We start from the raw sequence: 26469 nt of genomic DNA on the forward strand, positions 1-26469 counted from the left end.
AATGCGCAAGATGGGCGTCGAACGCCGACGCGACACTGCGTACCAGAAATTCCGCGCCATCGCTGATCGAAAGCCAGTCATCGATCATCGTCACGGCGCCGTCGGCGATGAGGCTCTCGATCCGTCGCCGATCGACGATCGCGGATCGAAGGTCGCGGCCGTGTAGCCGGCCATCGCATGCTCGACGTAGAGAAGGAAGCGCTGCTCGTCCTCGCCCGTGGGCTTTCCGCCTGCAGGGACCATCACAGCATCCTGACTTTTACCTCGCGACGGCGCTCCTGGGTACGCGTCGAGACCGTCAAGTCGTTCGAGGAGCCGATGGGAGTTGCCGTCGAGCGACGCATCGGCGCGCTCAAGCCGGGCTACTACACGCGCATCGGCGCGGCGGTGCGCCATGCCGCTGCCCAACTCGCCAGTCAGCCGCAGCGCAAGAAGCTGCTGCTGGTGCTGACCGACGGGAAGAGCGCCATTACTGATGCAAACTCATCCATCGGCTAGATTTCTACCGTCTTGGATTGAAACATCTGTGAACCTTTTGGCGATGTGCCGCCCGCCCGCTCTTGTAAACGCTTCCCTCACGATTGCGGTAGTTTCGCCAGCGTGTGATCGCCTTTGCGCGGCTGCACCAAAAAGAGTATAAGCAATGATACGCGAGTCTTCGATGCCATCCCAGGGTCGAGGGTTTTCGCTTGATAAAGGTATTCGCTGCGGTAGGGCCCGATGCCTGCCGTCCCGGACCCACCGGGCGTCCGGCCGCTTAACGAGATCGTGCATGAAGCTTCGCCAGGTTCTCTTTTTATGTACAGGAAATTACTATCGAAGCCGCTTCGCAGAAGAGATGTTCAATCACGAAGCGCGCAGAACTGGCCTGAACTGGCGGGCGTCTTCACGGGGTCTCGCCCTCGAGCCGTCGCCTGAAAACGTCGGTGCGATCTCAATGTTCGCGCTCCAAGCACTGAACGATCGCAGTATCTCACCAGCCGAACGGTTTCCGGTCGTTTGTATGATCGACGATTTAGAATCGGCTGATCGCGTAATCGCATTAAAAGAGGCGGAGCATCGCCTCATTCTTGAGAAGAGATTTCCAGGGTGGGAGAACCGAACGTCATATTGGCATGTCGACGATATCGATGTGGCCGAGCCAGCCGATACGATCGCAACGATCGATCAACTCGTGCATGAACTGATTAAGGACTGTCAAAAAGACAATGGATAAAGCAACAAACCGCGGGCATGGATACCCTCCCTCAAGCTTCTGAAAAAGCGGAACGTGCCGCCGAAGGTTTGCTCCACTCTCGACAGTTTATTCCGACCGCCCGTCAGCCTTCCGGCGATCGCCAGCCGACCTGCCCGGCCCTGGCGGATGAACGCGGTGACCCCGCCCGCTACAGCAGCCCAGGGACACGATCCATCTTTTCAGAGCGGAACCTATTTATTCGCGAACCGTTCTTGGTAATCCGCCCAAGGAGAGCTCTACTCATGCGTATCGTGACAACTGCAGCATTGCTGGGCCTGCTTCTGATCTCAAATGCCTCGGCGCAAACGTCGACAACGCCTTCGCCCGATCCGAGGGTTTCTGCCGCTGGAACAGCACCTGAGCCCGGCAGTCCATTAAACCCGCAATCGGACGGGGGTCTGGCAAAAGAAGCCGCTGACGGCTCAACCAAGATGGTACCAGCCGTCCCATGTAGCACTGCAGCTCGTGAGACGGACGGGACGACGACGTGCGTTGGTATCAGCGGTCCGGTGTATCGTACCCGTCGGCCCGGCTTGCCCTCGGACACGACTGTCGGGCGGGCTCGCTGAGTTCTGCCGTACAAGCTGTTGCAAGTTTCTCTGCGCATCGGCTCGCATGATGCGCGGGAGCCTCACTGAGCTGCGTATCGCCACGGGAAGGCTCATTCTGCTTCGCGGACAGCCGCGTGGTCCTTTTGCAGAATGATTGCCGGCATCTGCCCGTACCGGCCCCAGTAGGAGGGCGCGATCTGCTGCAGCGCGAACACGCCTTCAAGGAACAGCTTCCCGGTCCAACCATCGCTAACACAGGAACGCATGAAGGTGTTGCCGATCACGCGGAAACGGCTCGATCTGATAGCGGAGGGCCAGTCCTGCGTCTCGAACCACTGCAACGAATGCGGAAAATGGCTCGGCGTTGGAGCCGCGTCGCCCAGCGAACATGCCTGCGGATACATTTACGGGAAAAAGAAAACGGCACTTCCTGCGTGTCTACGAACGCCCGAGTGGTCGCCAAAGACGCCATCGGAGTCGCGCTTCCAGCCTTCCTTCTCATAGAAGATACGAACCACGTGCGTTTCGCTTGCATGCGATTGGTTGTCCAAGAAATGTGCGATGTCGCCAATGATGGGATAGGACGAGACCGCCTGACGGCGGTGATGAGCTGTGCGCCATCGAATTGCAGAATGGATCGGGTCCGAGGACCGCGCAGAATTTCCAGCGAAAGGTGCAATCGTCCGGCGTCGTCTGGCCGGCCTAGGCTCGAACTTGCGGCCTCGTTATGAGCCACGAATACGCATTTATCCCTTTTCAATGGCCCCCGACATGCCGCGGTCCCTTTGTTCAGACTGGGCAACCAGCCATCTTCGCACGGGTTGCTCGAGAGTTCGCCACGAGGCGAAAGCCAGCATGACGGTCGCAGCCAGGTCGGCCAACATGGTCAATGAGCGGCGAATATCGACGTGGTAGCCAAGATAATCTGCCAATTCAGACAGATTGATCAACGGATGAAACAAGTATGCGGCGTAGCTGATGATGCCCAATTGCTGGATTGGATATAGATCAAGAATCCTCGTGATATGTCCGTTCTGCCGTTGGTAGATTTGCACCAGCAGCAGTCCGTTGAGGACACAACTCAAGCGCCCAAAATGTATCCAGGCCGCGGTCGAGCTGAACAAGACGGGCATCGCGAGGATAAGCGCAAGCGTGAGTGCCAGCGGTCCGTCTCCTCTCAGGAGCCGGGGCAGCGGTCTGTCGGCCGAGAGCCCCGCCAGACCGCCAATGGCCATCAATCCGAAGTTGACAAAAGAGTCCGTGTCGAACTTCGCATCTGAGGCGCCCGTGAAAAGAAAGTAAGCATGCGCCGCAAAGCTGGCGCCAAGGATCGAGAAGCAGGCAACATGCAATTGACGCGACGGGCAGGCGAGCGCGAGCGGTGCAAACAGAAGGTAGAATTGCTCCTCGACGGCCAGACTCCACAAGTGTCCCAGCCGTGTCTCCCAGCCATTCAGCCCGATGTAGATATTCGACAGATAGAACCAATTAGACAACTGGCGCGCAGGACTGCCAACTTCCACCAAACCCCACAGGCTCGCCACCGTTACAACGGCGAGGAGCACATAATATACCGGAAAAATTCGCGCGGTTCGCCTGACGTAAAACCGAGAAAGGCTGGAGCGGAAATTGCTTCGTCCGACGTCGATTCTTCCGCGCGTCTCAGCCAATATCCGTACGATCAGGAATCCGCTGAGCACGAAGAAGACCCAAACGCCGGCCGTTCCGTATCGATCGCTGACGGGCGAGGGCGCCTTGTGACTGATGAATACGAGCAAAAACGACAGCGCCCTAAGGCCATCAAAACCGCGGATGCGAGAGCTTTTCATCGCATACAGAGCTGCACTTCTCGAAAAGTCGAACCTGACAGCGGTCAGGACGACGTGATGGCGGCGCCGACAGTCCTTGGTGAGAACGCGTGCCGAGTTACTTTATCAGAAAACTGCTTAATTCCGCAATTGAGGATCTACCAGGAGAAACTCCTTCTGCAGCTGTTCAACGATACGGGCGAGAGTCTCGTCGACGATCCGTCTGTCGGCCTTTCCGAACTTTACTCCGCGAATGCCCCAATTCGGATCGCGATATTGCCTCGGCTTCTTGTGATGAACGATTACTCCGACAAAGTTCTTGCATCCCGGCGCACTTTTTCTAATCGCCTCGGCGATCGTCAATTCAAGTTCTGCAGGGGTAATCTGCGCTCGTCGGTCCCTGCGCCACCACGTTTTTTTGGAAGGCTCTGTCGCCTGCGACTGGATAGTTGCTAGACTCGTTTGAGCGGGAGCTTCGGACGGGCCAGCCTTGGGCGAGGTCGCGTAACGCCTAAGTTTGCGCAGCCTTCTCCATCCTTTTGCGGCAGTAAACAGCGCGTTTCGTGATGCAACGGAAACAGCACTGCCACCATCGGCATCCCTGGTTGCGTCATGTAAAATGAGCAAAAGCAACCCGGCCCAACACGCTGAAATCAAAATCCAGACTAGCATTGCATCCACCGCAGGTGAAAACACTATTGCCAATGACAGATGCTTCCGCAACCCGATCGCGCGCGCAAGCAGTTTTTGCCATATCCTAGATCGGTTTGCCTCTTCTGAACGAAAATTGCCGTGGCGGACGTGGAACCGAGGCGCGGCAGCCAAAGGCGGGACGTTAACCATTTCGGCTACTTGTTCGGAACGGAGCGGGCGATTGGCGTCGGCTATCGGCTCGTAGCTTCCCCCTGCAATCTGTTTTCTACGCGGTGCTTTGCATCGCGCGCCCGGAGGGAGCTGCTTGCAATGTCAGCGTGACTGCGTGGTGGCTGTGAACGGACAGTCCTTAATCAGATGTCAGGTCAGAGGATGGCTTTTCTGATGGTATGATGGTCGGCTTGGTAAACGGCTGCCCTTGAGTTCGTGCTCCTCGACGACGCATCCTCGGGCGTAATTCCGCGGGCTAACGGCTCCATTTTAACCGCGTTCGGATCCTCCTATTGCACACAGGTGTCGGCCCGCTAGAACTGGCTGATTGGAAGCTCCGCTAGATATTGTCGATATTGTCAGCTGCATGTCGGCAGTGATCATGCCGGGGAAGAATACATTGCGCAGGATTTCTGAAACGACCTCAACCTATCTGAACATTCTGCGGTTCCTGACCGCAACTGGCGTCGTCCTCTTTCATTTTCGTGACAAGGATTTTGGCCCCGCGTGGTTGACCGGCTTTTTCCCTTCTCAGGGGCAGTCTTTCGTCATCGTGTTCTTCGTCCTCAGCGGCTTCTTCGTGACCATGCTGGCCGAACAAAAGAGCCTCGGGGAATTTGCTCTCGATCGCGTGATACGAATTTACATCGTCGCGCTTCCCATCCTGTTATTTACAAGCGTTCTTTCAGCTGTCGCACCTTCAATTTCCACCACCGATGAATATGGGTTTGCGCTCCAACACCCTGCCGCTACGTTTTTTCTCAATCTGTTTTTCCTTAGCCAATCCTGGTGGCTGCACGTCTTACCCTTCGTGGATGGCCCGTATTGGTCGCTTCCTTTCGAAGTGTTCTATTACTTCATCTTTGCGAGCTTCACCTATGCCAGCGGGTGGCGCCGGTGGGTGCTGCTGGCCGTCATTTTTCTGATTGCCGGTCCCAAGATCCTGCTTCGGTTTCCCTGCTGGATCGCGGGCGCTGTGGCTTACAAGTATCGCGGCGCCTCCACCAATGGATGGGCATGGGCCATCCTGGCACCGATCGTCCTGTTTGCCGGATTCCGGTTTGGCCTGAAGGATGCTTCCAATCATCTGAATGACTACTTGTTGTTCGAAGGCGACGCGACTCTAAGAGGCCTGTTTCCCGAAGGCTTCATCAGGAACTGGTTTGTAGCAGGCGCGTTCGCGGTGCATATTTGGGGTGTGTGCAGCATCAAGCAGAATTTCCCGGCCATTGTGTCGCGATGGGCAGACGAAATGGCTGGCATGTCTTATTCGCTTTACTTGCTGCACATGCCGTTGTTGTATCTTCTGGGTGCAATTGTGCTGTCAGATCAGCGCTCGCTGGCATTCTGCGTCATTGCGCTGCCGGCGATATATTTTGGTAGCTATTTGCTTTCAGTTTGCACCGAAGCCCAGCGCGGGAAGGTCAAGCAACGATTTCGAGTGATCTTGAATGGCTTGCCTGCCAATCGATCGAGCCAGGGCTGCTGAGGTGTCTCGAGCCAGCATCGAAGGTCAGGCTTTGATAATCCTGGTGTCAGCGCTCGCCCTTTGCGCCTACAGGGAAATGTGTGGGAGTTTCGATTGGTAGCAAAAAGCACAGGCGCGCGCACGGCGTCGCTGTCGGGTTTGAGGGATGGATGGTGGCTGGCGATTGGCCTTGCGCTGATTTCGGTCGGAATTGTCCTGATGGGTAGAAAAATCTATCTGGACCCGACCTGGCCGGCAGGGACCGACATCTCTGTGTACCTTTCGGCAGTCAGGAATATCGCGGCTGGATTGAATCCATACGGTGATGTGCATGCGCATCCGTTCGCTTATCCACCGTTGTTTGCGGAGTTTCTTTCACTGTTGTTTCCGTTCTTCTCTGACGGAAAACTGTGGGCGGTGTGGTCATCACTCACGTTTATTCAACTCATCGCAGCCCTCATCATCATGATGCGAGGCTTCGGAGAGAAGCTGTCCTGGGGTGCTGTCGCGCTGATTTGCGGCGTGATCTCGCTAAGTCATCTCACGCGGAGCGAGGTGTTTCATGGGCAGGCTGACTTTACTATCCTGCTTCTTCTCGTTCTTGGCCTGCGCTTTTCCACATTGCAGCGGCCATTCGCTACCGCTGTCGCGTGGTCGATCATGATCAATATCAAACCCTTCCTGGGGATCGTGGTCGTCCACCAACTAATTACACGCAGATACAAGGAAGCGGTCTATACCTTAATCGCGAGCGGATCGATCTTCGCCCTTAGTTTCGCTGCATTCGGTGCCGATGCGATAAATGCATTCCTGAAATGGCGCGCGAGCGCTGCATGGTACACATCAGTCCCGGAGATTGCGCGGTTCGACAATCAGTCATTCTATGCGTTTTTTTCGCGAATTTGTAACGCGACCGATTACGGAGTTCCTCTCGCCAATTGCCAAAGCGCAGTGCCGTTCCTCATGATCCCGGTTATTGCCGCGGCATCTGTCGCGCTTGTTCTCACTGCTCGATCAATGATGGTCCTGTCGCGTGAAAATTGCCTCAAGCCGATACATGAACTGCTGGCAGCGGGCGTCGTTATAGCCGCGATCATGTCGTGTGGTCCGACGTACTACGGCGATTATATCTATCTACTTCTTCCCGGGGCTTTGGGAGCGTACTTCATCGCGTCGGACGGGCAGGATCGAACTGGATGGCTTGTTGTGACCGCCATCTGGTGCGTGGCACTTTATTCGTTGGCTCTCCCGATCAGCATCCGTCTGACAGACACATACCGCTGGTCACAGCTACACGGCATTTCGCATTTGGCGGGAATTCAAAACGGAACGGTTGCCATGGTTTGTGCCATCGTTTCGAGTGCTTTCCTTTATAGGTCCGCGAGCCGGCAAACCCAGCAAGGCTCTGGGCGCGGCGTCGCACCGCGTGAATTTCGTCAGCGGGCAGGGTAGGGGCAAACGGGCCTCAGGTGTGATTGGGTCCTCGGCTAGCACACCCCTGTTGCCCAAATGCCGCTAAAGTGGCTTGGGAACGCCGTGGATACGGTCTTGCTGGCAGTTGGGCACCCGCCCGGGAAGGCTGCCGCCCAAGGATCGCGAGGCTCTGTTTGTGGCGCGCGAGATGACATCCGAAGGTAGTATAATAATACCTTTATAATGTAGTAGCTCGGCCGCATGCCCGTTCTAGCCAACAACTGATTTTTACTTGGCTTCTCTGGCACTTGCCGCCTACGCGTTGGTTTTTGCCGATTAACCCTAAGCCGCGCGGGCGACCTTCCGGTTCCTTGATCACGTCAAGCGTGTGCGCTACGATTTTTGTTGATTTAATTCCAGTGTTCGCTTCGGAGAACCGTTTGAGTTTTTCGGACTTTGCAAGCGCCGAGGTCGTTGATGGCATCGCGGTCAGAAGTTTCAGTTAGTCCAGAACTCGGAGAGTTGCTTGAACTGCTCAATGCATTTGAGGCTCAAGACAGCCGTCCGCTCGAGAACTTTGCGACATTGGAACGTCTTCTGGCCACAGGAAAGATCGGTCCCGCTGAATCGTCTTTTGACGATCATCAGTCCGAAGTAGGCGGCGGTATTTCAGACGCAGAGGAGCAGACGTCAAGCAATGAGCGGATCGCGCAGCCCCGCCCGAGCCGGCGCGAAGACGAACGGTCCGAAGCCGAGATTGAAAACAGGTTTGCGGTGCATATTGTTCAAGGCATGCGTAAAAGCATAAAGGATTGGACTTCGTAGGCGGAACGTCTACCTGGCCGAAGGTTGCGCTGATAGCGCGTCCAGCGGCTCTTGAAGGCATTCTGGCGTAGTGGGCCAGGATAACTTTCGCGACCCCGACCGCGGCTACTTTTCCTTCCGTAGCAGGCATGTCACGCGTCCCATCGTGGCTACGCGTTGCTGTCCGGGAAACGGAACGTCGATTTCGGTTCTGATGGCATCAGCTGCCCTTTTGCAAAGCTCCTCTGATGCAAACGGCTCGATGAGCAGCGTGTTGGGCGGAGTTGGACTTCCGAACACCACCCATTGCAACGAAACGAAGAGAACCCACTCCATTCAGAACTCCATATCTGGCACTAGCCGCAAGGCAGAGAGGCGCGTCACTCGGACTGAAAGTTCGACAGGAACTGGTCGCGTCGGCCTCGCGATCCTGCTATTCTTCTGAACCTGACCCTGAGGCTATTATGAAAACAACTGTCACTATTGTGTTCCTGCTGGTCGGCGCTGGCTCGGCGCTAGGCCAAACGGGCGTTTCCAATCAGCGAGACATGTACGGCAATCTGGTCCGCGACGGTAGCAACTATTCGCCTCGCGGTGTCAATCAAGGACCACAAAACAATGGTCCGGTTAGAAGCATGCCGACGCAACCTGCGACCGCAAACGTCGGCAGAATTAGAGCGCAGAGCCGATAGCATCGTCGTTGGTCGATGAGCCGCTGCGATGACGTCTCACCACCACCAGATCATCTCTCTGTCGGGCGCTCCACAGACGATGGTTTTGCGACGTTTCGGGCCGCGTGGAGTGTCGACAACGACTGTTTTGATACAGCCGGGGTAGATAGCTAGGTTATAATGAAACGGAGTATCGGCAAAATGACCACGCAAAGGGCATAGATAAGCGAGATCCGGACCGCAACGTGTGAGCGGGTATAGCCGACTATGGGCCGAGGCGGGGGTAAATGCGCCCGCAAGCATTATGACGATTCCGGCAAGCGCGATCTTCGTAGCGTGCGGCATACCCTTGTCCTTCTCCAAAAACGATGACTATTCTAATGGCGAACACAATAGACTGTAACTGAAGTTCTCGCCAAGCGGTTGAGGCGACCGATTGGAAAAGCTCCCCGACAAAGGGCCTGGCCTCCCGCGTCTTGCCTGAATCAGTCAACAAGCGGCGAGCAATTTCAAGAATGGCTCTGTTGCTCAAGTGATTGCATTTGTTGATCGTTTTGCGTCAAGGGCGGATTGATGCGGTTATGACGGGCGAGCTCCCGAAAATCGAACAGGACCAAACGACTGCGCCGTATGCGCAGGAGATCGAATACGCCCTGACGCTGCAGCGAATGATCAATGCGGTAAGTCAAGATCCCGCCCAGATGCGGATGGCGATTTACGGTCTCGCTCGCGCTCGCATGAAGACCGATACTGCGCGGCTCGAGGGAGCCGAACGGGAGCGCCTTCTGAGTTCACTTGAAACGGCCATACAGGGTGTCGAGAACTTCTCGCAGCGCCGCGACGACATCGAACGGCTTTCCCCACCCTCCGCAGAGTCCAAAATAGGGCAGCTGCGTCACGCTTCTACAGCCGTGACTCGCGTCGAACCGATCGATTCCAAATCGCGAGATATTCTCGTTCCGAACGAGGCGTATCCAACCTCCGAGATTCAGGTTGTGGAGGTTCGTAGCGCCTCTCGGTTGCCGCTGATTTTGTCCGCCTTCGCTCTCGTGCTCACGGGCGCCATGCTTGGCCTGGGCTATTACCACGAGCGACTCTCTCGGCTGTCTAGTCAGATCGGACTTTCCTGGAAGCCCGGCGAGGTGCGAGATGTTGCGCCGCCCACAGCGAGCGAAGCTCCTGCCTCCGCAGCACCCAAGGAACCCGGTTTTCCGAAGCCAACCAACTACGGTGTCTACGCACTCAATGGCGACACGTTAAGTGAGCTTTCGATAGTGTTGGAGCGAGCACCGGATAAGCGGATTGCGATGTCGACGCCCATCAACGAACCGAGTCGCACCAACGTCGCCGACGGAAAGGTCAGATTTATTCTGTTCAGGCGTGACCTTGTCGGCAATGCACCCGAACGTATCGACGTCCGGGTCGTCGCCCGCGTCGTCCGCGCCTTGAAATTCGATTCGAAAGGCAAGCCGAACTTCACATCGGTGTCAGACTCATGGAATATTCGTAACATCTCATACGAGTTGAGGGTGCGCCCCATTTCTGACAATCCTGAAATGCTGCTCGTACAGTCTGAGAAGCCTGATTTCGAACTTTCTCCGGGGCGCTACGTTCTCGTGTTGAAAGAGCAGCCTTATGATTTCATGGTGGCCGGGAAAATAACGGACGCCGCTCAATGTCTTGAGCGGACGGATGCGATGAACGGCTCGTTCTACTCAGAGTGCCAAAAGCCCTGATCTCTCACCGCGTCAGAGCGTGTACCGCAATCCATTTCCTGAAAAAAAATTACGCACCACCAATCCCACAAAGTAGCTGCCCTGCAGGATGGCCTCTGCAGTTATTATGTTCAGGAACGTGCTGAAAAAGCCAAGGCCCGCATCAATCGAATAGACGATTGACGCGATCAAGACCAATCCCACGAATAACAGAAGCGTCCTCAGGCGGAGCGTGAGCCCGACCACAAATCCGACCACGCTGAGACCGACGGCGGTATATCCAATCATGCCGGTGCCCTCTGCTCGATAGTTCGCTATTCCCGGGTCGCCACGCGGAAGAAACTCCAATGCAATAATTCCGCGCAACTCTCTGCTCGCCTTTGCGCTTCAACGAAGACCCAACAACACAACGAATCAGCAGGTAGCAAGCAGATCATGCCACGTTTGCAAACTTAGTGGCCATCTTGCTTCAGTGGGGTTCTCCGGCCTGCTCGATCCCTGACTCAGCCGGCAACGGAGTTCTGACCCGGCATGTTTGCGAAGCGTAACTTGCCGGCCACACCCTCGGGGAATGTGCGTTTGCTCAGGGGCGAACGCTGGTTTGTCTTAAAACAAAGTAAGGTCATTGGGCTGAATTTTGTCCCTCGACCCACTGTGGCGCAATTGCAACGGAGGCCGCAAAACGCCTGTTAGTAGGTCGTTGACCTCTTTGACGCGGGAGTGCCGCCCTATAGGGTTCCGATGTGGATGGGGTTGCAACTACTGTTTCTGGCCGATTGATGTCGGGAAAGTCACCAAAGGTGGCTCGAAACTTGCGCAACAAAAGGCCGGACTTGAGCATAATGACTCCCGCGGAATTTGTCGAAGCGCTGGTCCGGTTCACAGTTCGTGGGCGGTCCGTTATGACGCCGCTATCCAAACGTGCTTCGTTCGGCGGACTACGATCTGGCTTTGCCGTTGTGGTGGCCGGAGCATTCTTGTCAGCCTGCGCTGCGTTGCCGGCCACCGGGCCCAAAAGCGAGGCCATTCAAGCGGCCGCAACTGCGGGTTTGAAGTCAAACAATGCGTTGCCTTATGCGCTGGTCGATGTCAGCGCGGATACGATCGGCTTTCTGTCCCAGCCAAACCTGATCACCTTCCAGGGCCAGTTTCACGACAAGCGGCCTAAGCCGGAGCAAGTCGCCGGTGTTGGCGACGTCTTGAACGTATCAATCTTCGAAGCGGCCCCCGGTGGCCTCTTCACGCCGGCAACCGCTGCAGGTGCTCGCCCCGGCAACTTTGTGGATCTGCCAGCGCAGGCTATCGATCAAAAGGGCAACATATATGTTCCCTATGCCGGCGAGATTCCTTCCGCTGGTCGTACATTGCCAGACATCCAGCAGGCTATTGTGGCCAGGCTGCGTAATCGCGCCATCGAGCCTCAAGTCGTTGTCAGCCTGAACCAGCAACACTCCAGCGTGGTCAGCGTCCTAGGCGATGTAAACACGCCAGGTGTGCTTGCTCTCAACAGCGTCGGCGAGCGGTTGCTTGCGCTCATTGCGCGGGCCGGTGGTCCAAAATACGAAGCGATCGAAAGCTACGTGACGCTGCAACGCGATGGCAGAAAAGTGAAGGTGCTGCTGTCTCGCGTTGTGCACGATCCGCGAGAGAATATTTTCATCCGACCGAATGACGTCATTTTCATCACCCGTGAATCGCCATCATTTACGGCGCTTGGGGCGCTGAATCAGAATGTCTTCGGCTTCAACTCCGAAATCCCATTCGACACAGAGACATTGACACTGGCGCAGGCCATCGGAAAGGCAGGCGGACTAAACGATAACCAGTCCGATCCGGCCGAGGTGTTTGTCTATCGTTATCAGAGCAGAGAGCTTCTGCAGAAGATGGGCGTCGACACGACCAGGTTTGTATACGACCGGATACCAACCATCTATCATGTCAATCTGCGCGATCCCTCAGGCTACCTGCTGGCCGCTGGCTTCCAGATGCAGACCAAAGACGTTATGTTTGTGGCCAACGCCAAGGTGGTCGACTACTACAAGCTTCTGACGCTGATCAACAATACCGCGTCAACGGTCGGTAACACTGCCGCTACGGTCACCACCGTGAACACTGCCGTCAAGACCAGGTGGTAGGTGCCGACCCTACCGCGCAAGCGGCGCGATGACGCGCATCCTGCGATTTGCGGGGGCGACTGAGAAACTCAGATCGATCCAGCTGTGGGCAACCGCCTTCGTGCTGGTTTTGGCGCCGTTGTTTTTTGGGTCAGTCGACCAATTTTGGATTGCCGTTTGGATCGTCGTCCTGTCGATCACGACGATTCTCGGTGTGTCCGTCCCCCTCAACATTGTTCAGGTCCGGGTCGTTTGGGCCTTTTTGAGTGTATGCTTGATCTACGCAATCGTTGCGGTGATCCAGGTCGCTCCGCAGTTGCTTACAAGTCTGGACGATTCAATCTGGCAGCGGGCAAATGACGTCCTTGGCACACGTGTCGAGCCCCGAATCTCCAGCACCGCTGAAATCCCGCCCCTGGCAATCGGGCACTTTCTGCTAATCGTAACAGCTTTCTTGAGTGGCTTCTTTGCCGGTACCTCCAAGCGCGGCGTCAGCCGCATCATTTTCATGGCCAGAACTGCCATACTGATTTACGCAGTCTACGGATTGGTGGCGCTGGCTGTCACGCCGAACCTGCTATTGTGGGTCCCCAAAGTCGCGTATCGCGGCAGCCTCACGGCGACCTTTGTCAATAAGAATACCGCTGCAGCCTTCTTTGGCTGCGGGGCGATTCTTTGGTCGTGCTGGACATATTTTGCCGTGCAATCGATCGAGAAGTCTTCGCTTCGGGTATTGCTGCTCAACTCGCTCAATGAGCGGGTCGCGATTAGCCTCATACTCCGGGCGTCGGCCGCGCTTACCTGTTTCTTTGCTTTGCTGCTGACCAACTCGCGCGGAGGCTTGATCTCATCGTCAGTTGGTTTGCTCGTTGCTCTAGGCGTTCTGGAGATCGACAGATTCAAGCGCCGAACTGGCTATGCGATTGCTTTGAGCATATGCGCGCTGATTGCTCTTGCCGCCTGGCTCACGCAAATGGGTCGGATTGCAAGCGAAGGTGTCATCGATGACGGAAGATGGCATGTTTACAGTCTTGCGGCAGAAGCAATTGGGCGCCGACCCTTGCTTGGCGCGGGGGCAGGAAGCTTCGAAATCCTGTTTCCGTCCCTGCGGACGACGGATCTCAGCAACTGGGGAGTTTGGGATTACGCACATTCCACGATTTTGGAGATAGCCTTCGAGATGGGTCTCCCGGTTGCCGGAATGGTTACGCTGGCCGCGCTCGCTTCGATTTTCCTTTTGGTGCGGCGCGCGCTTAAGGCGGATCAGCGCTATCGGGTATCCCTTGCCGCGATCGTTGGCGTCGCCGTGATGACTTACCTTCATTCATTGATCGACTTTTCCCTCCAGATACCGGGCTACTCTATTCCCTTTGGCATTCTCATTGGCTGTGGTTTGGCAGGCGCCACGGCCGATCGATCCAGCCGCAGGAGGAAGCCATCTGGAGTAACGCGCGACAACGGGTCAACGTCCGCCGAGAAGGCAGGGGAGGCGGGCTGAGCACGCGTAAGCAAGCTAACGCGCCAAACCGTTATCTATCAGCCGATCCCGATCTTTCGATCGATCTGCGACAGCACCAATCCAGGCGGCTTGATCTCAAACCAATATCGGGCGTCGCTGCTCGACTGTATTTTCACCCAATGATATTTGGTGAGCTGCCAAGGCAGAATTGTCTCAGAGAGATTGTCGAGCACCAGATTGCCCTTATTCGTGGAGACTACCAGAACGAGGTGGCCGATGCCTGATGGAGTCTTCACAACGGCTAGCCGCACCGCTTTTGCAGGAAACCCGTTCTGCACGAGTTCGTGACGCTTGGTAACTGCGTAATCATTGCAGTCCCCAGAGGCAGGAGAAATTGTCCACCCGCCATCGGCAATCGCGTTGCTCCTGGCTACGGGCATAATCGATGCGTTAACGTCGCGATTGACGCGATGCATCGTTTCGAGTGTCTCTGCAGTGAGTTCAACCGTCGCGGTCTCTGTCGGGTCGGACTTGCAGTCGGCTGGATAACGCAAACAGAAACGAACGTGCTGAAACGGAGAAAGCGTCGGTGATGCTTCGGTAATTGGCATTACGACGCTAGTTTCGTTCAACGAACGACCTTGCGCCGGAGCAAGCAAAATGAGGAGGACCATCGAGGAAAGCGAAATTGCAGAAGCGCTTCGCGCCATAACACAGCCACCCCAAGGGAATGATGGGGCTGCACGACGCCCCATCGACCGGTGAAGTGTGTCATCACGAGGTTAAGTCTTCATTCTCACTCAAAGTTAACAGGTATTTATGTTCTTGCGTGAATAGACCATGGGTCCACAGAGGGTGATCTCACGCCTGCAGCCAATGGGTATGCTTTCCAATAGATCGGGGATCAGAGCGGTTTGGTCGCGAACGGAGCCGAGCGATGCAGCGATGCGCAAGAGATTGTCGTTGCCGCCAAAGCCGCTGCGAAGTGGCCTAAATTATCGACCAAAGATGTCTGACGAAGCCGACCAGCGACAGCAGGAGTTCGATCAATCCCCATCCAAGGAAGCCGAACCATGCGGTCATTACGGACACAATAAATGCTGCAAGGAGCGCAATAGCCAGCCCGCGTCTTGTGTCAGTGAGCGAGTAGCGCGCCTTCGCTTGCTTGTGCGGCTCTGCTTGTTGATGACCGTTCATTGGCTCACCTGGTCGGTAAGCCTATGACTAGCTGCCATCAATTAGCCAAGCAATCTCAAGCCCAAATTAACGTAAAGGACATCTGTCGCTTTACAAACAATTCAGCACTTGCTTGACGAGGTTAATTCAGTCGCCGTTCATATTTCGGCCTGCTGGACCCGGCCCCGAGGCATCGTGCGCAGGCTAGAATGCCGTCTCGGACAACAACGAGGGGAACGTCACGATCAAGATCTTGACGTCGAGAGCAATCGACCAATTCTGCGCGTAAAACGCATCGCATGCCACACGCTTGTCATACGTCGTCGTGCTTCGGCCGCTGACCTGCCACAAGCCCGTGATTCCGGGCCGGCACGCAAGATAAGCGCCCACGGAGGCCGTATACAGCCCCAGTTCTTCGTCGGTTATCGGCCGCGGTCCTACGATGCTCATGTCGCCCTTGAGGACATTGAACAACTGCGGCAGTTCGTCCAGGCTAGACTTGCGAAGAATAGCACCAATTGCGGTTACGCGGGGGTCTCGCCGCAATTTCCGGGTCTCTGCCCACTCTCTCGCCGCTGTGGGATCGGACTCAAGCAGATGATGGAGGCGCTCTGGCGCATCGACCAACATCGTGCGGAATTTCAAGCAATCGAAATGCTTGTTGTTAAAGCCGACCCTGCGATGACGAAACAGTGCGGGCCCCGGCGACGTCGTAATCGTCAGGAGGTAACATATCACCAGCAAGGGCGCGAGGAGGATGATTCCCGACAGGGCCAACGCGATGTCGATTATCCGCTTAGGCAGGGCTCCGATAGGCGCTGACAGATCACTTTGAGCAATTTTTAGTTCGCTATTGAGGTCAGCCAAGCCGTCCATTTCGGCACTCCGAAAAACATACATTTAAAATATCTACCACTTTTTCTTTTATATTCCGGTCGGTTCTTTATTGTTCTTTAACCCACTTTATGGAGGAGCTGCGATCAAGGCAAGCGCAGTGTATTGAAAACCGCTCGTTAAGCTGAATTTCGCGCGGCGAGACGGCTTTTGTATTATTTTGGAAAGATTCGCGCGCCGTTAAGGTTACCGCTGCTGGCGGCCGTATACGCGCAAGGTATGGAGCCAGAAAATCCGACTAATCTATTTAATATATTGAAGTTTAAACGAGTACGCCGGGCTCGACCTGTGAGCCAGGTGCGTCATATTCCGATACGCGGCGTTCTATTTCGAGCTTGGTACCGGGACAAAATCGCCCGGCTGACGGCTCTCTGAGTTACCTACAAACATTTCGAAGCCCCTATCGGTAGCCACGATATCCCCTTGTCGCAAGGTGGGGTCGCGCGTGGCACGCTCTATCGCCTCCTTTTTCCGATCGCTCGCCGAGAAAGGGTCCCCCTTCCGGCTGCGCGCATTTGCGATGAAGTCATCGCTCCGACGACGCGCTTCGTTTACCCGTTGGCGCCACTCTTCTCGCGACAGGTTCGCGCCAGCAGAATCCGCCGACTCTTGCCCCAGGCAACGGGCAGAAGCTGCGAGGAAGCAAACGAGAAGCAGAGCTGCGACAGGAGCATTCATCTTCCACTGCCATGACAGGTCAAGTCGCCTAGCTGGGCTAGCAATAGACGCGCTGGATTGACGAGGCAAGACAGGGACAGTTAAGAGAGTCTCTTCAACGCGGCTGCGAAGGCTTCCTTGTCCTTGGCACCAAGTTGATCGATGCTGGCCTGTAGCAAGGAACGCACAGCTGGCGGCGAGTTGAGATAGGCGCGCACCGGCATTTCAATAAAACGCTTTTGTATCAGATATTGAAACTCCGCCAGAATTCGCTCTCGAAGCGTTTCGGGTGCGGACAGGATGACCGGTACCGCGACAGTCACGCGGCGGACGGCAATCCATGCTTCGTACGGCGAGGTCTCATAGGACATCCTCAGCAGATCGAATGAGCTCTCGTCGACCTGCCCACGACCTGTATGTAGACCAAACAGCACCAGCCAAACAAATGAATCGCGTGGGCTGCAGCCCAGCGTCTGCCGAGCGCGTGCTTCGAGCGAGCGGCTACGCCGGTCAAATTCCTGAACGGCACCCGATTGCAGAGCGGCGTACGCAAGCGGAATTTCCAGCAGCAGGAGCGCGCGCTGGGCATGAGCGTCACAGGCGCTCAGCTTCTGCGCCGCGGCACCGTCCAGCGTGGCGGCCGCGGTCGCCGGGCTGAACGTTTCGAACTTCAGGAGGTGAGTCTCGATATCCAGAAAGACGTCGGAGGCCGCGCCGCGCTTCGCATTCAGTGCTCCCCAAGCCAGGCCCGCGCAGACAACGACAAGGATCAGACTGGTGCGGGCCAGCCTGCCGATAAGAGGCTCGGGCTTCGAGAGTGTTGCGACGCAAGGTCTCGAGCCCGGCATGGCAGACCAGATCAGACCGTTTCGCTGTGTGGCTTCTCATCGCTGTAGTAACCGTAGCTTCGATCCGAATAACCCTCGAAACGTCGCATAACGGCTTCGTCTGCCTTGTTTAGAACCGCGCCTAACAAACGCTCCGACACGATCGAGGAAGTGCCCACGGCCTTGATCACTTCGTCTGTGGAAGTTGCTCCCCATTCGACAATCAACAGGAATGCTTCGAAAAGGTGCGCGGTGGCCTTAACGTCCACGACCGGCAGAATAGGCGGCAGATCGATCAGTACATAGTCATAGTTGCTTTTTACCGACTTCAGCAGCTGCTTCATCGCAGGCGAACTCAGGATATCCGAGCTGTTGGATGGCTTGATGCGCGTTGCGGATGGCAGGAAGTCGAACTTGTGTTTCGAGTCAGTGATGACAAGATCGTCAAAAGACGTTTGATTTGCGACCACATCGAGAAGACCCGGCGCATCCGCATAACCGAGCATTTTGCTCAAAGACGGGTTTCGCAAGTCTGCGTCGATCAACAGCGTGCGATTGCCGCTCTTTGCCAGAAAATCGGCGAGGCTCGCGGCAACAGTAGTCTTTCCTTCACCAGGAAGAGCCGAGATCATTCCAACGACCTTGCCCCCCTTGGGATGCAAGTCGATAGCAACCTTCAAGTAGCGCAATGCTTCGGCGGTCGCAGAGAAGGGGGCAACGCTCGTGATCTGTTGGAATGCTGCAGAGCTCACCGCAGATGCGGCCTTTCCGGCAGGCGACCGTTTCTTGGCAAGTGCCGGAAAAACGGCCAGGCAACTGGTTCCAAGCAGCTCTTCCAGCTGTGCACGAGTATGAACCTGGCGACTCATCCGTTCACGAGCTACTGCCATTGCCGTCCCAAGGCTCAGACCGCAGAGCGTGGCCAGTGCAAGGGTCAAGCTCTTCTTGGGCGCACTAGGCCCTGCAGGCGCCGAGGCATAAGTAACTACACGCGCTTCGGTAGAAGGGAACGATTGCTGCTGGACTGATTGGGTAAATCGCGACAGGAAGGTCTCATAGATGTTGCGGTAGGTGTTTGACGCCGTTTCGAGTTCCCGCAACCGCACCTGCGACTGCCGCAGTGAACCGGACTGTTGGAAGACTTCATTCATGCGCCGTTCGATGGAGTCTTCTTGAGCCCTCGCAATCTGGACCTCGCTTTTGTAGCTTTCGGCGATGCGGGAAATTTCGTCCCAGATCGCACGCTGCAAGGCGGCCATTTCTGCTCTAAGGTTCCGGGCAGCCTGGTGGTCTACCCCGTAACGGGCGCGCCATTCCGATTCCTTGTTCTGGTCATCAAGGAATTGCTGTCGAAGCTTGGTAATTACCGGATTACTCAGTGCGTCGGTGACGATGGGGTCAGGTATGTGGAGGCTTTCCTGGCTCGGATCCGGTCGCAATGTGAGCACGTGTTGGATACGATCCAATTTTGCCTTCGCCTGGCTTGTTTCCGCTCGCGCCTTCGCCAATGCTACCCCAAGCTGATCCAACTCCACGTCACTGGCCAACTTGCCGTCGACGCCAATGATAATGCCGTGCTGCGATTTGAAGTCCTGCACTTCCTTGAACGCGTCGCTAGCCTGTTTGCGCAGCTCACCGATCCGCTGCTCAAGCCAAATGCTGGCGCGCCGGGTGGCTTCGAACTTCGCCTCCAGCTGATCCTCGATGTAGGCATCGGCGAAAGCGTTGGCGATTCTCGCGGCCTTGTTCGGATCAAGAGAAGTGTAGGAAATCTGCTCGATGTAACTGCGCCCAAGACGGCTAACCCTCAGGTTACCCCTGAGCTGGCCAATCACACCGCGGAGGATTTCCTCGCTCGAGGGTTCTGGTGCTGGAGCGGTTGACCAAATCAACGAAAAGATGCGCTGCTTGAGGCTTTCGCCGGAGCCCACAAATTCAGGATCTGTGGCAAGTTGCAGCCGCTTGGCGACAACGCTCGCGACCTTTTCGGACTTGGTGGTTTCGATTTCACTTTCGACCGATGCGTCCTCGACTATGCGGTTCTCCGTCGCAAGTTCCGACTGCGAGAAGCTCACCCGCTTGGTGTCTATGATCATATCGGCCTGAGCCGTATACTTGCGCGGAGTGAGCGCCAGATAGGCGATTCCCACGATGATGGCTAAAGCCGTGACCAGCGCGACGAGCCGCCATTGCCTGGTGACAAAATCGCGAATCTGCAGAAGCGAAAGCCCCCCGGCATGCGGCGCGGTGATCGAGGCGGCATAACGCGGAAATTGCCCTGACACGTTCATCGATAGTCCTCGAACTCGATCCGCGACATCTAGCGTGTCGGGCTGACCGGATCGGCCGCAGTTGTGGTGCCGGCGTCGGGGGTACCCGCCGCGTTGATGACGATAGTGCCCGACGTGATCTGGACCACTGCCGACCTGCCGCCACCGCCTCCCGGATTCGATGTCAACCTGGTGGATCTGTTCGGATTTACGATAACAACGCTGCCCGCATTGCCTGAAGCCGAATAGGCAGCCGCGGCGGTTGCCGAAGTCGATAGGTCGCCTGCCACAGCAGCAAAAGAAGCCTGGAATTGCCCATTCTCAAAGCTCGCCACGGCTTGCTGAATTTGAAGCGCAGCCTGCTGGTCAACGTTACTGCAAGCCACGGCCGCTTGAGCGAGACCAGCAGCAATCGCCGTGCGATGTCGGGGCGTCGCCCCCTGGGCTAGATTTACCAAGTCGGGCGCAAGGCTCGCAGACGTTCCTGCAAGTTCGCGCACGCGGGCCTCGATCGAGCGGGTATCGGCGTTGGGTGCGACAAGGGCGTCCGGATTTAATTTAAATTCTGCAATCGAATCAGGGGAAGCCGGTGGAGCAACGCAGGGCGCGGCCCACGCCATACCCGCCCAAGATGCCAAAACAATCTGTGCGAACAAGAGCCTTGTTACACAACCATAACGCATTTTACACTCCGACCTGAACGGCCTTTAAAATTCGAGAAAAATCCACCCCTTACGGTATCGTATGCTTATGACGGTATCAACCGAACAGGGTTGGTATGGTTGACGGTTAAGTGCCTATCCGGGCCATGGCAATAAGGTTAATAGATTGAAAATGTTGCGATTTCCAGTCCACCATTAAATATCTGCCGGCTTGGTTGTTATCGTCACCTGAAATGTGATCGGCTGGCACAGGTCCCAATGCAGAACGTGGCTAAGGTAGTATATGTGCGCAGCAATTTCCCCTTTTGTCGTTACGAGAGTACGTTAAGTATGCGAGCCTCCTTAGCGGGTGCCGAGCAACTCGTGGTGCAGGGGCGCCGTCCTTCGTTGCCAGCAGGGATACGGATCTACGCGATCGGTGACGTTCATGGGCGGCTCGACCTCCTCGATGAACTTTTGAGCGAGGTCGATGCGGACCTGGCCGGGCGTCCAGCGGACCGGGCACTTTTCGTGTTTCTTGGCGACTACATCGATCGCGGAAATCGCTCGCGCGAGACGATCGATCGATTGATCGCGCGCCGCGAAATGAGCGAACATGTATTCCTGAAAGGAAACCATGAGCAACTCGCGCTGAGATGTTTGAGCGATCCTGGCTTATTTGATCGATGGCTGCGTCTTGGGGGGGCAGAAACGCTGGCTTCATATGGGGTCGACTTGGGCAGCAAAATCAAGATTGCCGAATTGCAAGCAGCCTTTCATCGAGCATTGCCAAAGACACACATTAAGTTTTTCCGAGGCTTGCAGTCGTCATTCGCATGCGGCGACTTTTTTTTCGCCCATGCCGGAGTAAAGCCGCGCACGCCGCTGGCGCGCCAAGCGGAAAAAGACCTGCTCTGGATTCGCGAGGAATTTCTCGATTCAAACGAGGATTTCGGCAAGACAATCATACATGGTCACACGCCTTGCCACGAAATCGAGGTGAGACGGAACCGCATCAATATCGATACTGGCGCCTATGCAACAGGCAGATTGACGTGTCTGGTGATAGAGGGCTCGTCCCTGTCGTACATGAATACGCCGCAGCCTTGAGCTCATCGGACGCTCAGATCCATTGATTTGGGTACGGCCGCCATGTGGGATTGCCGGGCGTGCGATCGCGATCAGCTTCGTGACCGGATCCGGGGCCTTCTGTTCAGAAAGTTTCGTTGGCGAATAGCCGAGTTTCGTCTTCGCTGAATTCGCGGAGAACTGTGCGCGGCTTATTCCGACCGCAAGTCTTATGCGTGGCACATCTATTAGTGTTAAGAAATTATAAGGGTCGAACAGTTGCGGCATTTATTCTATTTTGGGCGGCCTCGCCCGGCACGTACGGCGATCCGCAGCGCATTTCAAATGGAGCAGATTCTGAAGATCGCCTACCTCGTTCACGATCTTTCGGATCCTGCCGTTCACCGACGCGTCAGGATGCTGAAGGCCGGCTCCGGTCAGATCAAGGTTGCCGGATTCACCCGGGTAACCGCGCCACCGAAACACATTGAAGGATGCGAAGCCATAAGTCTTGGTCTGACCAAGGATGGACATCTCCTGGAGCGGATCGGTTCGGTAGCGGTGGCGGTCCTGCGGCTGGAGCGCCTAAAAGAGATTCTAGGCGGTTGCCAACTGGTGCTGGCAAGAAATCTTGAAATGCTGTTTCTGGCTAGCGCGGCGCGGAGACGACACGCCGCGGATGCGGCACTGGTGTTCGAGTGTCTTGACATTCATCGTCTGCTTCTGCGTGACACATATCTGGGTCGACTTTTGCGCAAGACGGAAAGCAGGCTCGTCGGGGGCGCCGATTTGATCATGACGAGTTCACCTCGTTTCATTTCTGAATATTTCAAGCCTCGCAACTTGACTGCGCCGATCAAAATTATCGAGAACAAGGTTCTGCTTCCGGACTATGGGAGCGTCCGTCCCGATCGTCCGAGGTGTCGCAACGGCCCGCCCTGGAAAATCGGCTGGTTCGGAATGATAAGATGCCGGCGAAGCTTTGATATCTTGAGCTCTGTGGCCCGCAGCTGCGGCGGCGACTTGCAGGTTGTGATCGCTGGTCGTCCGTCCGTAAAAGAGTTTCCTGACTTCGAGGGGCTCGTAGCCCGGTCGCCTCACGTCACGTTCACCGGATCGTATCGTTTTGATGAGTTGCCTGCTCTTTATGACAGCGTGGATTTTTGCTGGGCCGTGGACTATTTCGAGAAAGGCCTGAACTCCTCGTGGTTGCTGCCCAATCGGATCTACGAGAGCGCGTTTTTTGGTGCTGTCCCAATTGCGGTCGAAGGCGTCGAAACAGCTCGCTGGCTGGCGGAAAAGCATATTGGACTCGCCTTGAACGGCGAGCCCGAAGCAGCGCTCATCACCATTGTGATGGCCATGACCGATGGACATTATCAAGAGTTGTCCGACGCGCTGAAGAGGATCCCGACGCCAGAGCTGGCCGACACCGTGGACAGTTGTCGCCAGTTGATCGGGGATCTCGCGGCACTCAACACCTCCAGCCGACAGAGGCAGTGATACATGCCGATCGCTTCAGCTGAGCTTGCGAGCTTGCCATCGTCTGCCGTCGTCGTCATTCCTTGTCTGAACGAGGAAGGCTACATTCAAAGAGTCATAGATCATTTCGCGGCGGAGTGTCCGCGTACGGTTCGAAAGATCGTCGTTGCGGATGGTGGGAGTACCGATCGAACGATAAAAATAGTTGAGGAGTGTTCTCGCCGCGATGGCCGAATTGTTCTTCTCAACAACACTCGACGGATACAGAGCAGCGGGATCAACAGGGCCGTTCAGCAATATGGTGATCTGGCTCCCTTCATAATCCGGGTCGATGCGCATGCCGATTATCCTGCCGGCTTTTGTGGAACATTGCTTGCTGCGCAGGAAAAGACAGGCGCCGAGTCGGTCGTTGTAAGCATGACCGCAGGGGGCGTGACATGTTTCCAGAAAGCAGCGGCTGCGGCACAGAATTCCAAGCTGGGCAACGGAGGGGCGGCCCATCGCAGGTTGGCAGAGGGACGATTTGTGGATCATGGCCATCACGCCTTAATGAACATAAATGCCTTTCGCTCTGTCGGAGGATACGACGAAACTTTCTCGCACAACGAGGACGCCGAACTCGACTTCCGGCTGATCGCGGCCGGATATCGCATCTATTTGTGTCCAGGCGCCGACATCACCTATTACCCGAGGACGAGCCTTACTTCGCTCTTCCGCCAATATCGAAATTTTGGCAGGGGACGAGCCATGACCATTCTGAAGCATCGAATGAAGCCGAAGTTGCGACAGACGATCCCCGTTATGATTGGTCCTGCCGTTGCGCTTTCGGCTTTGGGGGCCGTCGCACCCCCGCTTTCGATACCAGCCGCACTTTGGGCTGCGGCCAGTTTGTTCTATGGGGTCTTTCTGGGCGTCCGCAGCAGGAATGGTTGTGCATGCGGCTCAGGGGTTGCCGCGATGGCCATGCATCTAGGGTTTTCGGTTGGCTTTATTTCTCACCTTGTGACCCGAAAAGTTCTCGGCAAGCCTGCGGCACGGTGCCGCGCGCATGTGGACATGGGCTGAGCTGGAAGCGGCATGGCCGAGGTGCAAAACGGCGGACAGGCGGTAGTCGAAGCTAGTGTGATTATCGCAAATCATAACGGCGAGAAGTTTATTGCCGACGCGATTCGCTCTGCATGTCGCCAAACTCTTCGCAACATCGAGATCATCGTTTCAGATGACGCATCGACGGACTCGAGCGTTAGAATCGTCGAAAGCTTGATCGCTGAAGATGATCGCATTCGTCTCATTGGGTCGGATGTAAACGGCGGACCGGCAGCGGCGCGCAATCGAGCACTCGGTATTGCCAGAGGTGAATGGATCAGCGTACTCGACAGTGACGACCTTATGCACCCAGGGCGGCTCCAATCGATAATCGAGGAGGCCATAAAGAGCCAGGCTGATATCGTAGCCGACGATCTGCTGCTGTTCGACGCAAGCAGGCAGATATCTCCACAGACGTTATTCTCAAATCGGTGGGCCAAAAGTCCGCAATGGGTATCACCCGAAGAATACGTGCTCACCAACAATCCATACGGCAGAGGGCCGGCGCTGGGTTATCTCAAACCGGTCATCCGAAGCTCTACAATTTCGCAACACAAGGTCCGCTATGACGAGCGATTGACCATCGCGGAGGACTATGACTTCGTTTTCCGGCTGCTAATAGCCGGCGCAAAGTTTCGTACGCTTCCGCAAATCGGTTATTTCTATCGCAGGCACAGCGGGTCGATATCTCATCGTCTGAGCTCCGACGCCCTGCAGCGGATTGTGGACGCTGAAAGGGGGTGGCCGAAGCGATGTCCGCAGCCTTTGTTGCAAAGCGCACTTCGTGCTCGGGAGCGCTCCATCAGGCGTGCCATCTCGTTCGACAAGCTGGTCCAATACATCAAGTCGGGTCAGATGGTGACTGCGGTGCGGAAGGCAATGACCGACCCTGCAGCAGCGTTCCTGCTGTATCTGCCTGCCTGGCAGTTCATCAAAAGACTTGTTCGAACGCACGAGAACAATTCCAACGAACGGCGTCGTCAGATCTGTATACTCACGCGTCAGCGCATCAGTGGACGAACCAACGGAAGCTCTCGGTACTTGTTGGATATTGCCGCTTATCTGATGGAGCAAGGAGCCGATGTGCACCTTGTCGTTCCGTCGCCAATCACCATGGGACGATTGCCATTCCTAAGGCTTTCCGATGATATGGCGATCTTCAAGTCCATAAGGTTCCGTGGCACAGTCCGTATCGGCCGCTACATTGTCGCGTGCGATCCTCGGATCGCAGTAAAAAGCGTGATGGGGGTTGTGGACCGATTTTTGTATCGCAGAGGGCTGACTGCCCGCCTAATTTTTAGCCCGGCTCCGTATGCGATCGCGCAGCCGTTGGCTCGAAAAGACCAGCTGTTCATCGCGCAGGTAGCGCCATCCGTCGGCGACGTTCTGATCGCGGACTACTGCTTTCTGACTGACGCGTATCCTTACGCTCTGAGGTCGGACGCGCGGCGCCTGGTGATCATGCATGACCTGTTTTCCAGCCGCTCGTCCCAGTTTGACCGCCTGAATGCGTCGGACTCTGTTGCATCCGTTTCTCTGGCCGAGGAGGTGCAAATGCTGTCTGCAGCCGATACCATCGTGGCCATACAGCGCGATGAGGCGGCGGTGCTTCAGCAAAAACTGCCAAGGCACGAAATACTGGTTGCTCCGATCGCGGCGCTGCCGGTGAACAAAGCTCAGCCAGGGAACGCTGATATTGTCTTGTTTGTTGGCAGTTCAGCTGCTCCAAATGTCGACGGGATAAAGTGGTTCATCGACTTTTGCTGGTCGACAATCCGGCAGCGCCGGCCTAATGCGGTGCTCCACATTGCCGGCAGCGTTTGCAGCGGGCTGGCGCGAGTACCTCCCGGGACGAGGCTGCTGAACGTCGTAGAAAATCTGGACGATCTGTATGCGGAGGCTTCGGTTGTCATTTCACCGCTGCGTGCTGGATCCGGACTAAAGATCAAGTTCATCGAAGCCCTGTCAAAGGGGAAGGCCGTCGTCGCAACTACGACGACGTTGCAAGGCGTCTCAGATATCATGGACGGCTGCGCAGTGATCAGCGATAGTGCACCGGACTTCGCCACAAAGGTCGTCGAGTTGCTGGCAGACGACGGAATGCGTGTGGAACTGGGGGCCAAAGGACTTTCAGTCATCTCAGCGCATTTTGCGCCAGACCGCGCGTATGGCGGAATTGTAGCCGCCGCCGGGGCGGGGATTGAGGTTTTCCACGCTTCCCAGGTATGAAGCGAGCGGGCATGGTTCCGTCCTGATGGAGGAGC

At 56.1% G+C, this 26469-nt stretch carries 22 protein-coding genes and 1 pseudogene; 13 read left to right on the plus strand and 10 right to left on the minus strand.

Annotated features, from left to right (window positions below; translation table 11 throughout):
* Positions 1 to 10 precede the first annotated feature (10 nt).
* The 3 genes and pseudogenes from V1288_RS19890 (at position 11) to V1288_RS19900 (ending at position 1216) form a co-directional block, all read left to right on the plus strand.
* Entirely contained in the window at positions 11 to 166 is a 156-nt protein-coding gene (locus V1288_RS19890) for a hypothetical protein (protein ID WP_334358648.1), read from the plus strand.
* Between the two features lie 2 nt (positions 167 to 168).
* A pseudogene (locus tag V1288_RS19895) lies at positions 169 to 462 on the plus strand (protein norD); the annotation flags it as partial.
* Positions 463 to 772: 310 nt separating this feature from the next.
* Positions 773 to 1216: an arsenate-mycothiol transferase ArsC gene (locus V1288_RS19900; RefSeq protein ID WP_334358649.1), complete on the plus strand. Its 444-nt coding sequence runs from the start codon at positions 773 to 775 to the stop codon at positions 1214 to 1216.
* Positions 1217 to 1898: 682 nt separating this feature from the next.
* Here V1288_RS19900 and V1288_RS19905 read toward each other — a convergent pair.
* The 3 genes from V1288_RS19905 to V1288_RS19915 all read right to left on the minus strand — a co-directional run bounded on the left by V1288_RS19905 (position 1899) and on the right by V1288_RS19915 (position 4301).
* A complete protein-coding gene (locus V1288_RS19905) occupies positions 1899 to 2072 on the minus strand; it encodes a hypothetical protein (RefSeq protein ID WP_334358650.1) in 174 nt (57 codons plus the stop codon).
* Positions 2073 to 2534: 462 nt separating this feature from the next.
* Positions 2535 to 3617: an acyltransferase family protein gene (locus V1288_RS19910; protein ID WP_334358651.1), complete on the minus strand. Its 1083-nt coding sequence runs from the start codon at positions 3615 to 3617 to the stop codon at positions 2535 to 2537.
* A 117-nt stretch (positions 3618 to 3734) separates the two neighbouring features.
* Complete coding sequence (locus V1288_RS19915) at positions 3735 to 4301, minus strand: hypothetical protein (protein ID WP_334358652.1); 567 nt, start codon at positions 4299 to 4301, stop codon at positions 3735 to 3737.
* Positions 4302 to 4827: 526 nt separating this feature from the next.
* Between V1288_RS19915 and V1288_RS19920 the strand changes: the two genes are divergently transcribed.
* The 4 genes from V1288_RS19920 to V1288_RS19935 all read left to right on the plus strand — a co-directional run bounded on the left by V1288_RS19920 (position 4828) and on the right by V1288_RS19935 (position 10552).
* Positions 4828 to 5949 (plus strand): acyltransferase family protein, encoded by a 1122-nt coding sequence (locus V1288_RS19920; protein ID WP_334358653.1) that lies wholly within the window; start codon positions 4828 to 4830, stop codon positions 5947 to 5949.
* 93 nt (positions 5950 to 6042) lie between these two features.
* Positions 6043 to 7380 (plus strand): glycosyltransferase family 87 protein, encoded by a 1338-nt coding sequence (locus V1288_RS19925; RefSeq protein WP_334358654.1) that lies wholly within the window; start codon positions 6043 to 6045, stop codon positions 7378 to 7380.
* A gap of 438 nt (positions 7381 to 7818) precedes the next feature.
* Positions 7819 to 8166 (plus strand): hypothetical protein, encoded by a 348-nt coding sequence (locus V1288_RS19930; protein ID WP_334358655.1) that lies wholly within the window; start codon positions 7819 to 7821, stop codon positions 8164 to 8166.
* Between the two features lie 1231 nt (positions 8167 to 9397).
* On the plus strand, positions 9398 to 10552 hold the full coding sequence (locus V1288_RS19935) for a hypothetical protein (RefSeq protein ID WP_334358656.1): 1155 nt from the start codon (positions 9398 to 9400) through the stop codon (positions 10550 to 10552).
* Positions 10553 to 10564: 12 nt separating this feature from the next.
* On the opposite strand, the gene V1288_RS19940 is transcribed toward V1288_RS19935, so the two are convergent.
* Entirely contained in the window at positions 10565 to 10897 is a 333-nt protein-coding gene (locus tag V1288_RS19940; protein ID WP_334358657.1) for a hypothetical protein, read from the minus strand.
* A gap of 536 nt (positions 10898 to 11433) precedes the next feature.
* On the opposite strand from V1288_RS19940, the gene V1288_RS19945 reads away from it, so the two are divergent.
* Together V1288_RS19945 and V1288_RS19950 are read left to right on the plus strand one after the other, a co-directional pair.
* A complete protein-coding gene (locus tag V1288_RS19945) occupies positions 11434 to 12666 on the plus strand; it encodes a polysaccharide biosynthesis/export family protein (protein WP_334358658.1) in 1233 nt (410 codons plus the stop codon).
* Positions 12667 to 12694: 28 nt separating this feature from the next.
* Positions 12695 to 14143 carry an O-antigen ligase family protein gene (locus tag V1288_RS19950; RefSeq protein WP_334358659.1) on the plus strand — a complete coding sequence of 483 codons (1449 nt, stop codon included), beginning with the start codon at positions 12695 to 12697 and terminating at the stop codon, positions 14141 to 14143.
* A 38-nt stretch (positions 14144 to 14181) separates the two neighbouring features.
* Here the strand turns inward: V1288_RS19950 and V1288_RS19955 are convergent, their stop codons facing one another.
* The 6 genes from V1288_RS19955 to V1288_RS19980 all read right to left on the minus strand — a co-directional run bounded on the left by V1288_RS19955 (position 14182) and on the right by V1288_RS19980 (position 20584).
* Positions 14182 to 14814 carry a transglutaminase-like cysteine peptidase gene (locus tag V1288_RS19955; protein WP_334358660.1) on the minus strand — a complete coding sequence of 211 codons (633 nt, stop codon included), beginning with the start codon at positions 14812 to 14814 and terminating at the stop codon, positions 14182 to 14184.
* Between the two features lie 280 nt (positions 14815 to 15094).
* Positions 15095 to 15301 carry a hypothetical protein gene (locus tag V1288_RS19960; RefSeq protein WP_334358661.1) on the minus strand — a complete coding sequence of 69 codons (207 nt, stop codon included), beginning with the start codon at positions 15299 to 15301 and terminating at the stop codon, positions 15095 to 15097.
* A 183-nt stretch (positions 15302 to 15484) separates the two neighbouring features.
* Positions 15485 to 16156, minus strand: coding sequence for a sugar transferase (locus V1288_RS19965; protein WP_334358662.1), 672 nt, complete (start codon positions 16154 to 16156; stop codon positions 15485 to 15487).
* 776 nt (positions 16157 to 16932) lie between these two features.
* Complete coding sequence (locus V1288_RS19970; RefSeq protein WP_334358663.1) at positions 16933 to 17679, minus strand: hypothetical protein; 747 nt, start codon at positions 17677 to 17679, stop codon at positions 16933 to 16935.
* Between the two features lie 11 nt (positions 17680 to 17690).
* Positions 17691 to 19949 carry a polysaccharide biosynthesis tyrosine autokinase gene (locus V1288_RS19975; protein WP_334358664.1) on the minus strand — a complete coding sequence of 753 codons (2259 nt, stop codon included), beginning with the start codon at positions 19947 to 19949 and terminating at the stop codon, positions 17691 to 17693.
* 29 nt (positions 19950 to 19978) lie between these two features.
* Positions 19979 to 20584: a hypothetical protein gene (locus tag V1288_RS19980; protein ID WP_334358665.1), complete on the minus strand. Its 606-nt coding sequence runs from the start codon at positions 20582 to 20584 to the stop codon at positions 19979 to 19981.
* Between the two features lie 291 nt (positions 20585 to 20875).
* Here V1288_RS19980 and V1288_RS19985 point away from each other — a divergent pair, with 291 nt between their 5' ends.
* From V1288_RS19985 to V1288_RS20000, 4 genes are all read left to right on the plus strand, one after another.
* Complete coding sequence (locus V1288_RS19985; protein WP_334358666.1) at positions 20876 to 21679, plus strand: metallophosphoesterase family protein; 804 nt, start codon at positions 20876 to 20878, stop codon at positions 21677 to 21679.
* Positions 21680 to 21982: 303 nt separating this feature from the next.
* Entirely contained in the window at positions 21983 to 23140 is a 1158-nt protein-coding gene (locus V1288_RS19990) for a glycosyl transferase family 1 (protein WP_334358667.1), read from the plus strand.
* 3 nt (positions 23141 to 23143) lie between these two features.
* The gene (locus tag V1288_RS19995; protein ID WP_334358668.1) at positions 23144 to 24184 is read left to right on the plus strand and encodes a glycosyltransferase family 2 protein; all 1041 of its coding nucleotides are present in this window, start codon (positions 23144 to 23146) and stop codon (positions 24182 to 24184) included.
* A gap of 12 nt (positions 24185 to 24196) precedes the next feature.
* Positions 24197 to 26434, plus strand: coding sequence for a glycosyltransferase (locus V1288_RS20000; RefSeq protein ID WP_334358669.1), 2238 nt, complete (start codon positions 24197 to 24199; stop codon positions 26432 to 26434).
* Positions 26435 to 26469: the final 35 nt, after the last annotated feature.

It is taken from the genome of Bradyrhizobium sp. AZCC 2176, assembly GCF_036924645.1.
Classification (GTDB): Bacteria; Pseudomonadota; Alphaproteobacteria; order Rhizobiales; family Xanthobacteraceae; genus Bradyrhizobium.

Excerpts from the sequence above, each read along its gene's own strand:
- V1288_RS19955 (WP_334358660.1), bottom strand. The coding sequence starts at position 14,814 with ATGGCGCGAAGCGCTTCTGCAATTTCGCTTTCCTCGATGGTCCTCCTC.
- V1288_RS19990 (WP_334358667.1), top strand. The coding sequence starts at position 21,983 with ATGGAGCAGATTCTGAAGATCGCCTACCTCGTTCACGATCTTTCGGAT.
- V1288_RS19900 (WP_334358649.1), top strand. The coding sequence starts at position 773 with ATGAAGCTTCGCCAGGTTCTCTTTTTATGTACAGGAAATTACTATCGA.
- V1288_RS20000 (WP_334358669.1), top strand. The coding sequence starts at position 24,197 with ATGGCCGAGGTGCAAAACGGCGGACAGGCGGTAGTCGAAGCTAGTGTG.
- V1288_RS19965 (WP_334358662.1), bottom strand. The coding sequence starts at position 16,156 with ATGGACGGCTTGGCTGACCTCAATAGCGAACTAAAAATTGCTCAAAGT.
- V1288_RS19945 (WP_334358658.1), top strand. The coding sequence starts at position 11,434 with ATGACGCCGCTATCCAAACGTGCTTCGTTCGGCGGACTACGATCTGGC.
- V1288_RS19890 (WP_334358648.1), top strand. The coding sequence starts at position 11 with ATGGGCGTCGAACGCCGACGCGACACTGCGTACCAGAAATTCCGCGCC.
- V1288_RS19930 (WP_334358655.1), top strand. The coding sequence starts at position 7,819 with ATGGCATCGCGGTCAGAAGTTTCAGTTAGTCCAGAACTCGGAGAGTTG.
- V1288_RS19920 (WP_334358653.1), top strand. The coding sequence starts at position 4,828 with ATGTCGGCAGTGATCATGCCGGGGAAGAATACATTGCGCAGGATTTCT.
- V1288_RS19970 (WP_334358663.1), bottom strand. The coding sequence starts at position 17,679 with ATGCCGGGCTCGAGACCTTGCGTCGCAACACTCTCGAAGCCCGAGCCT.
- V1288_RS19935 (WP_334358656.1), top strand. The coding sequence starts at position 9,398 with ATGACGGGCGAGCTCCCGAAAATCGAACAGGACCAAACGACTGCGCCG.
- V1288_RS19960 (WP_334358661.1), bottom strand. The coding sequence starts at position 15,301 with ATGAACGGTCATCAACAAGCAGAGCCGCACAAGCAAGCGAAGGCGCGC.
- V1288_RS19995 (WP_334358668.1), top strand. The coding sequence starts at position 23,144 with ATGCCGATCGCTTCAGCTGAGCTTGCGAGCTTGCCATCGTCTGCCGTC.
- V1288_RS19910 (WP_334358651.1), bottom strand. The coding sequence starts at position 3,617 with ATGAAAAGCTCTCGCATCCGCGGTTTTGATGGCCTTAGGGCGCTGTCG.
- V1288_RS19975 (WP_334358664.1), bottom strand. The coding sequence starts at position 19,949 with ATGAACGTGTCAGGGCAATTTCCGCGTTATGCCGCCTCGATCACCGCG.
- V1288_RS19950 (WP_334358659.1), top strand. The coding sequence starts at position 12,695 with ATGACGCGCATCCTGCGATTTGCGGGGGCGACTGAGAAACTCAGATCG.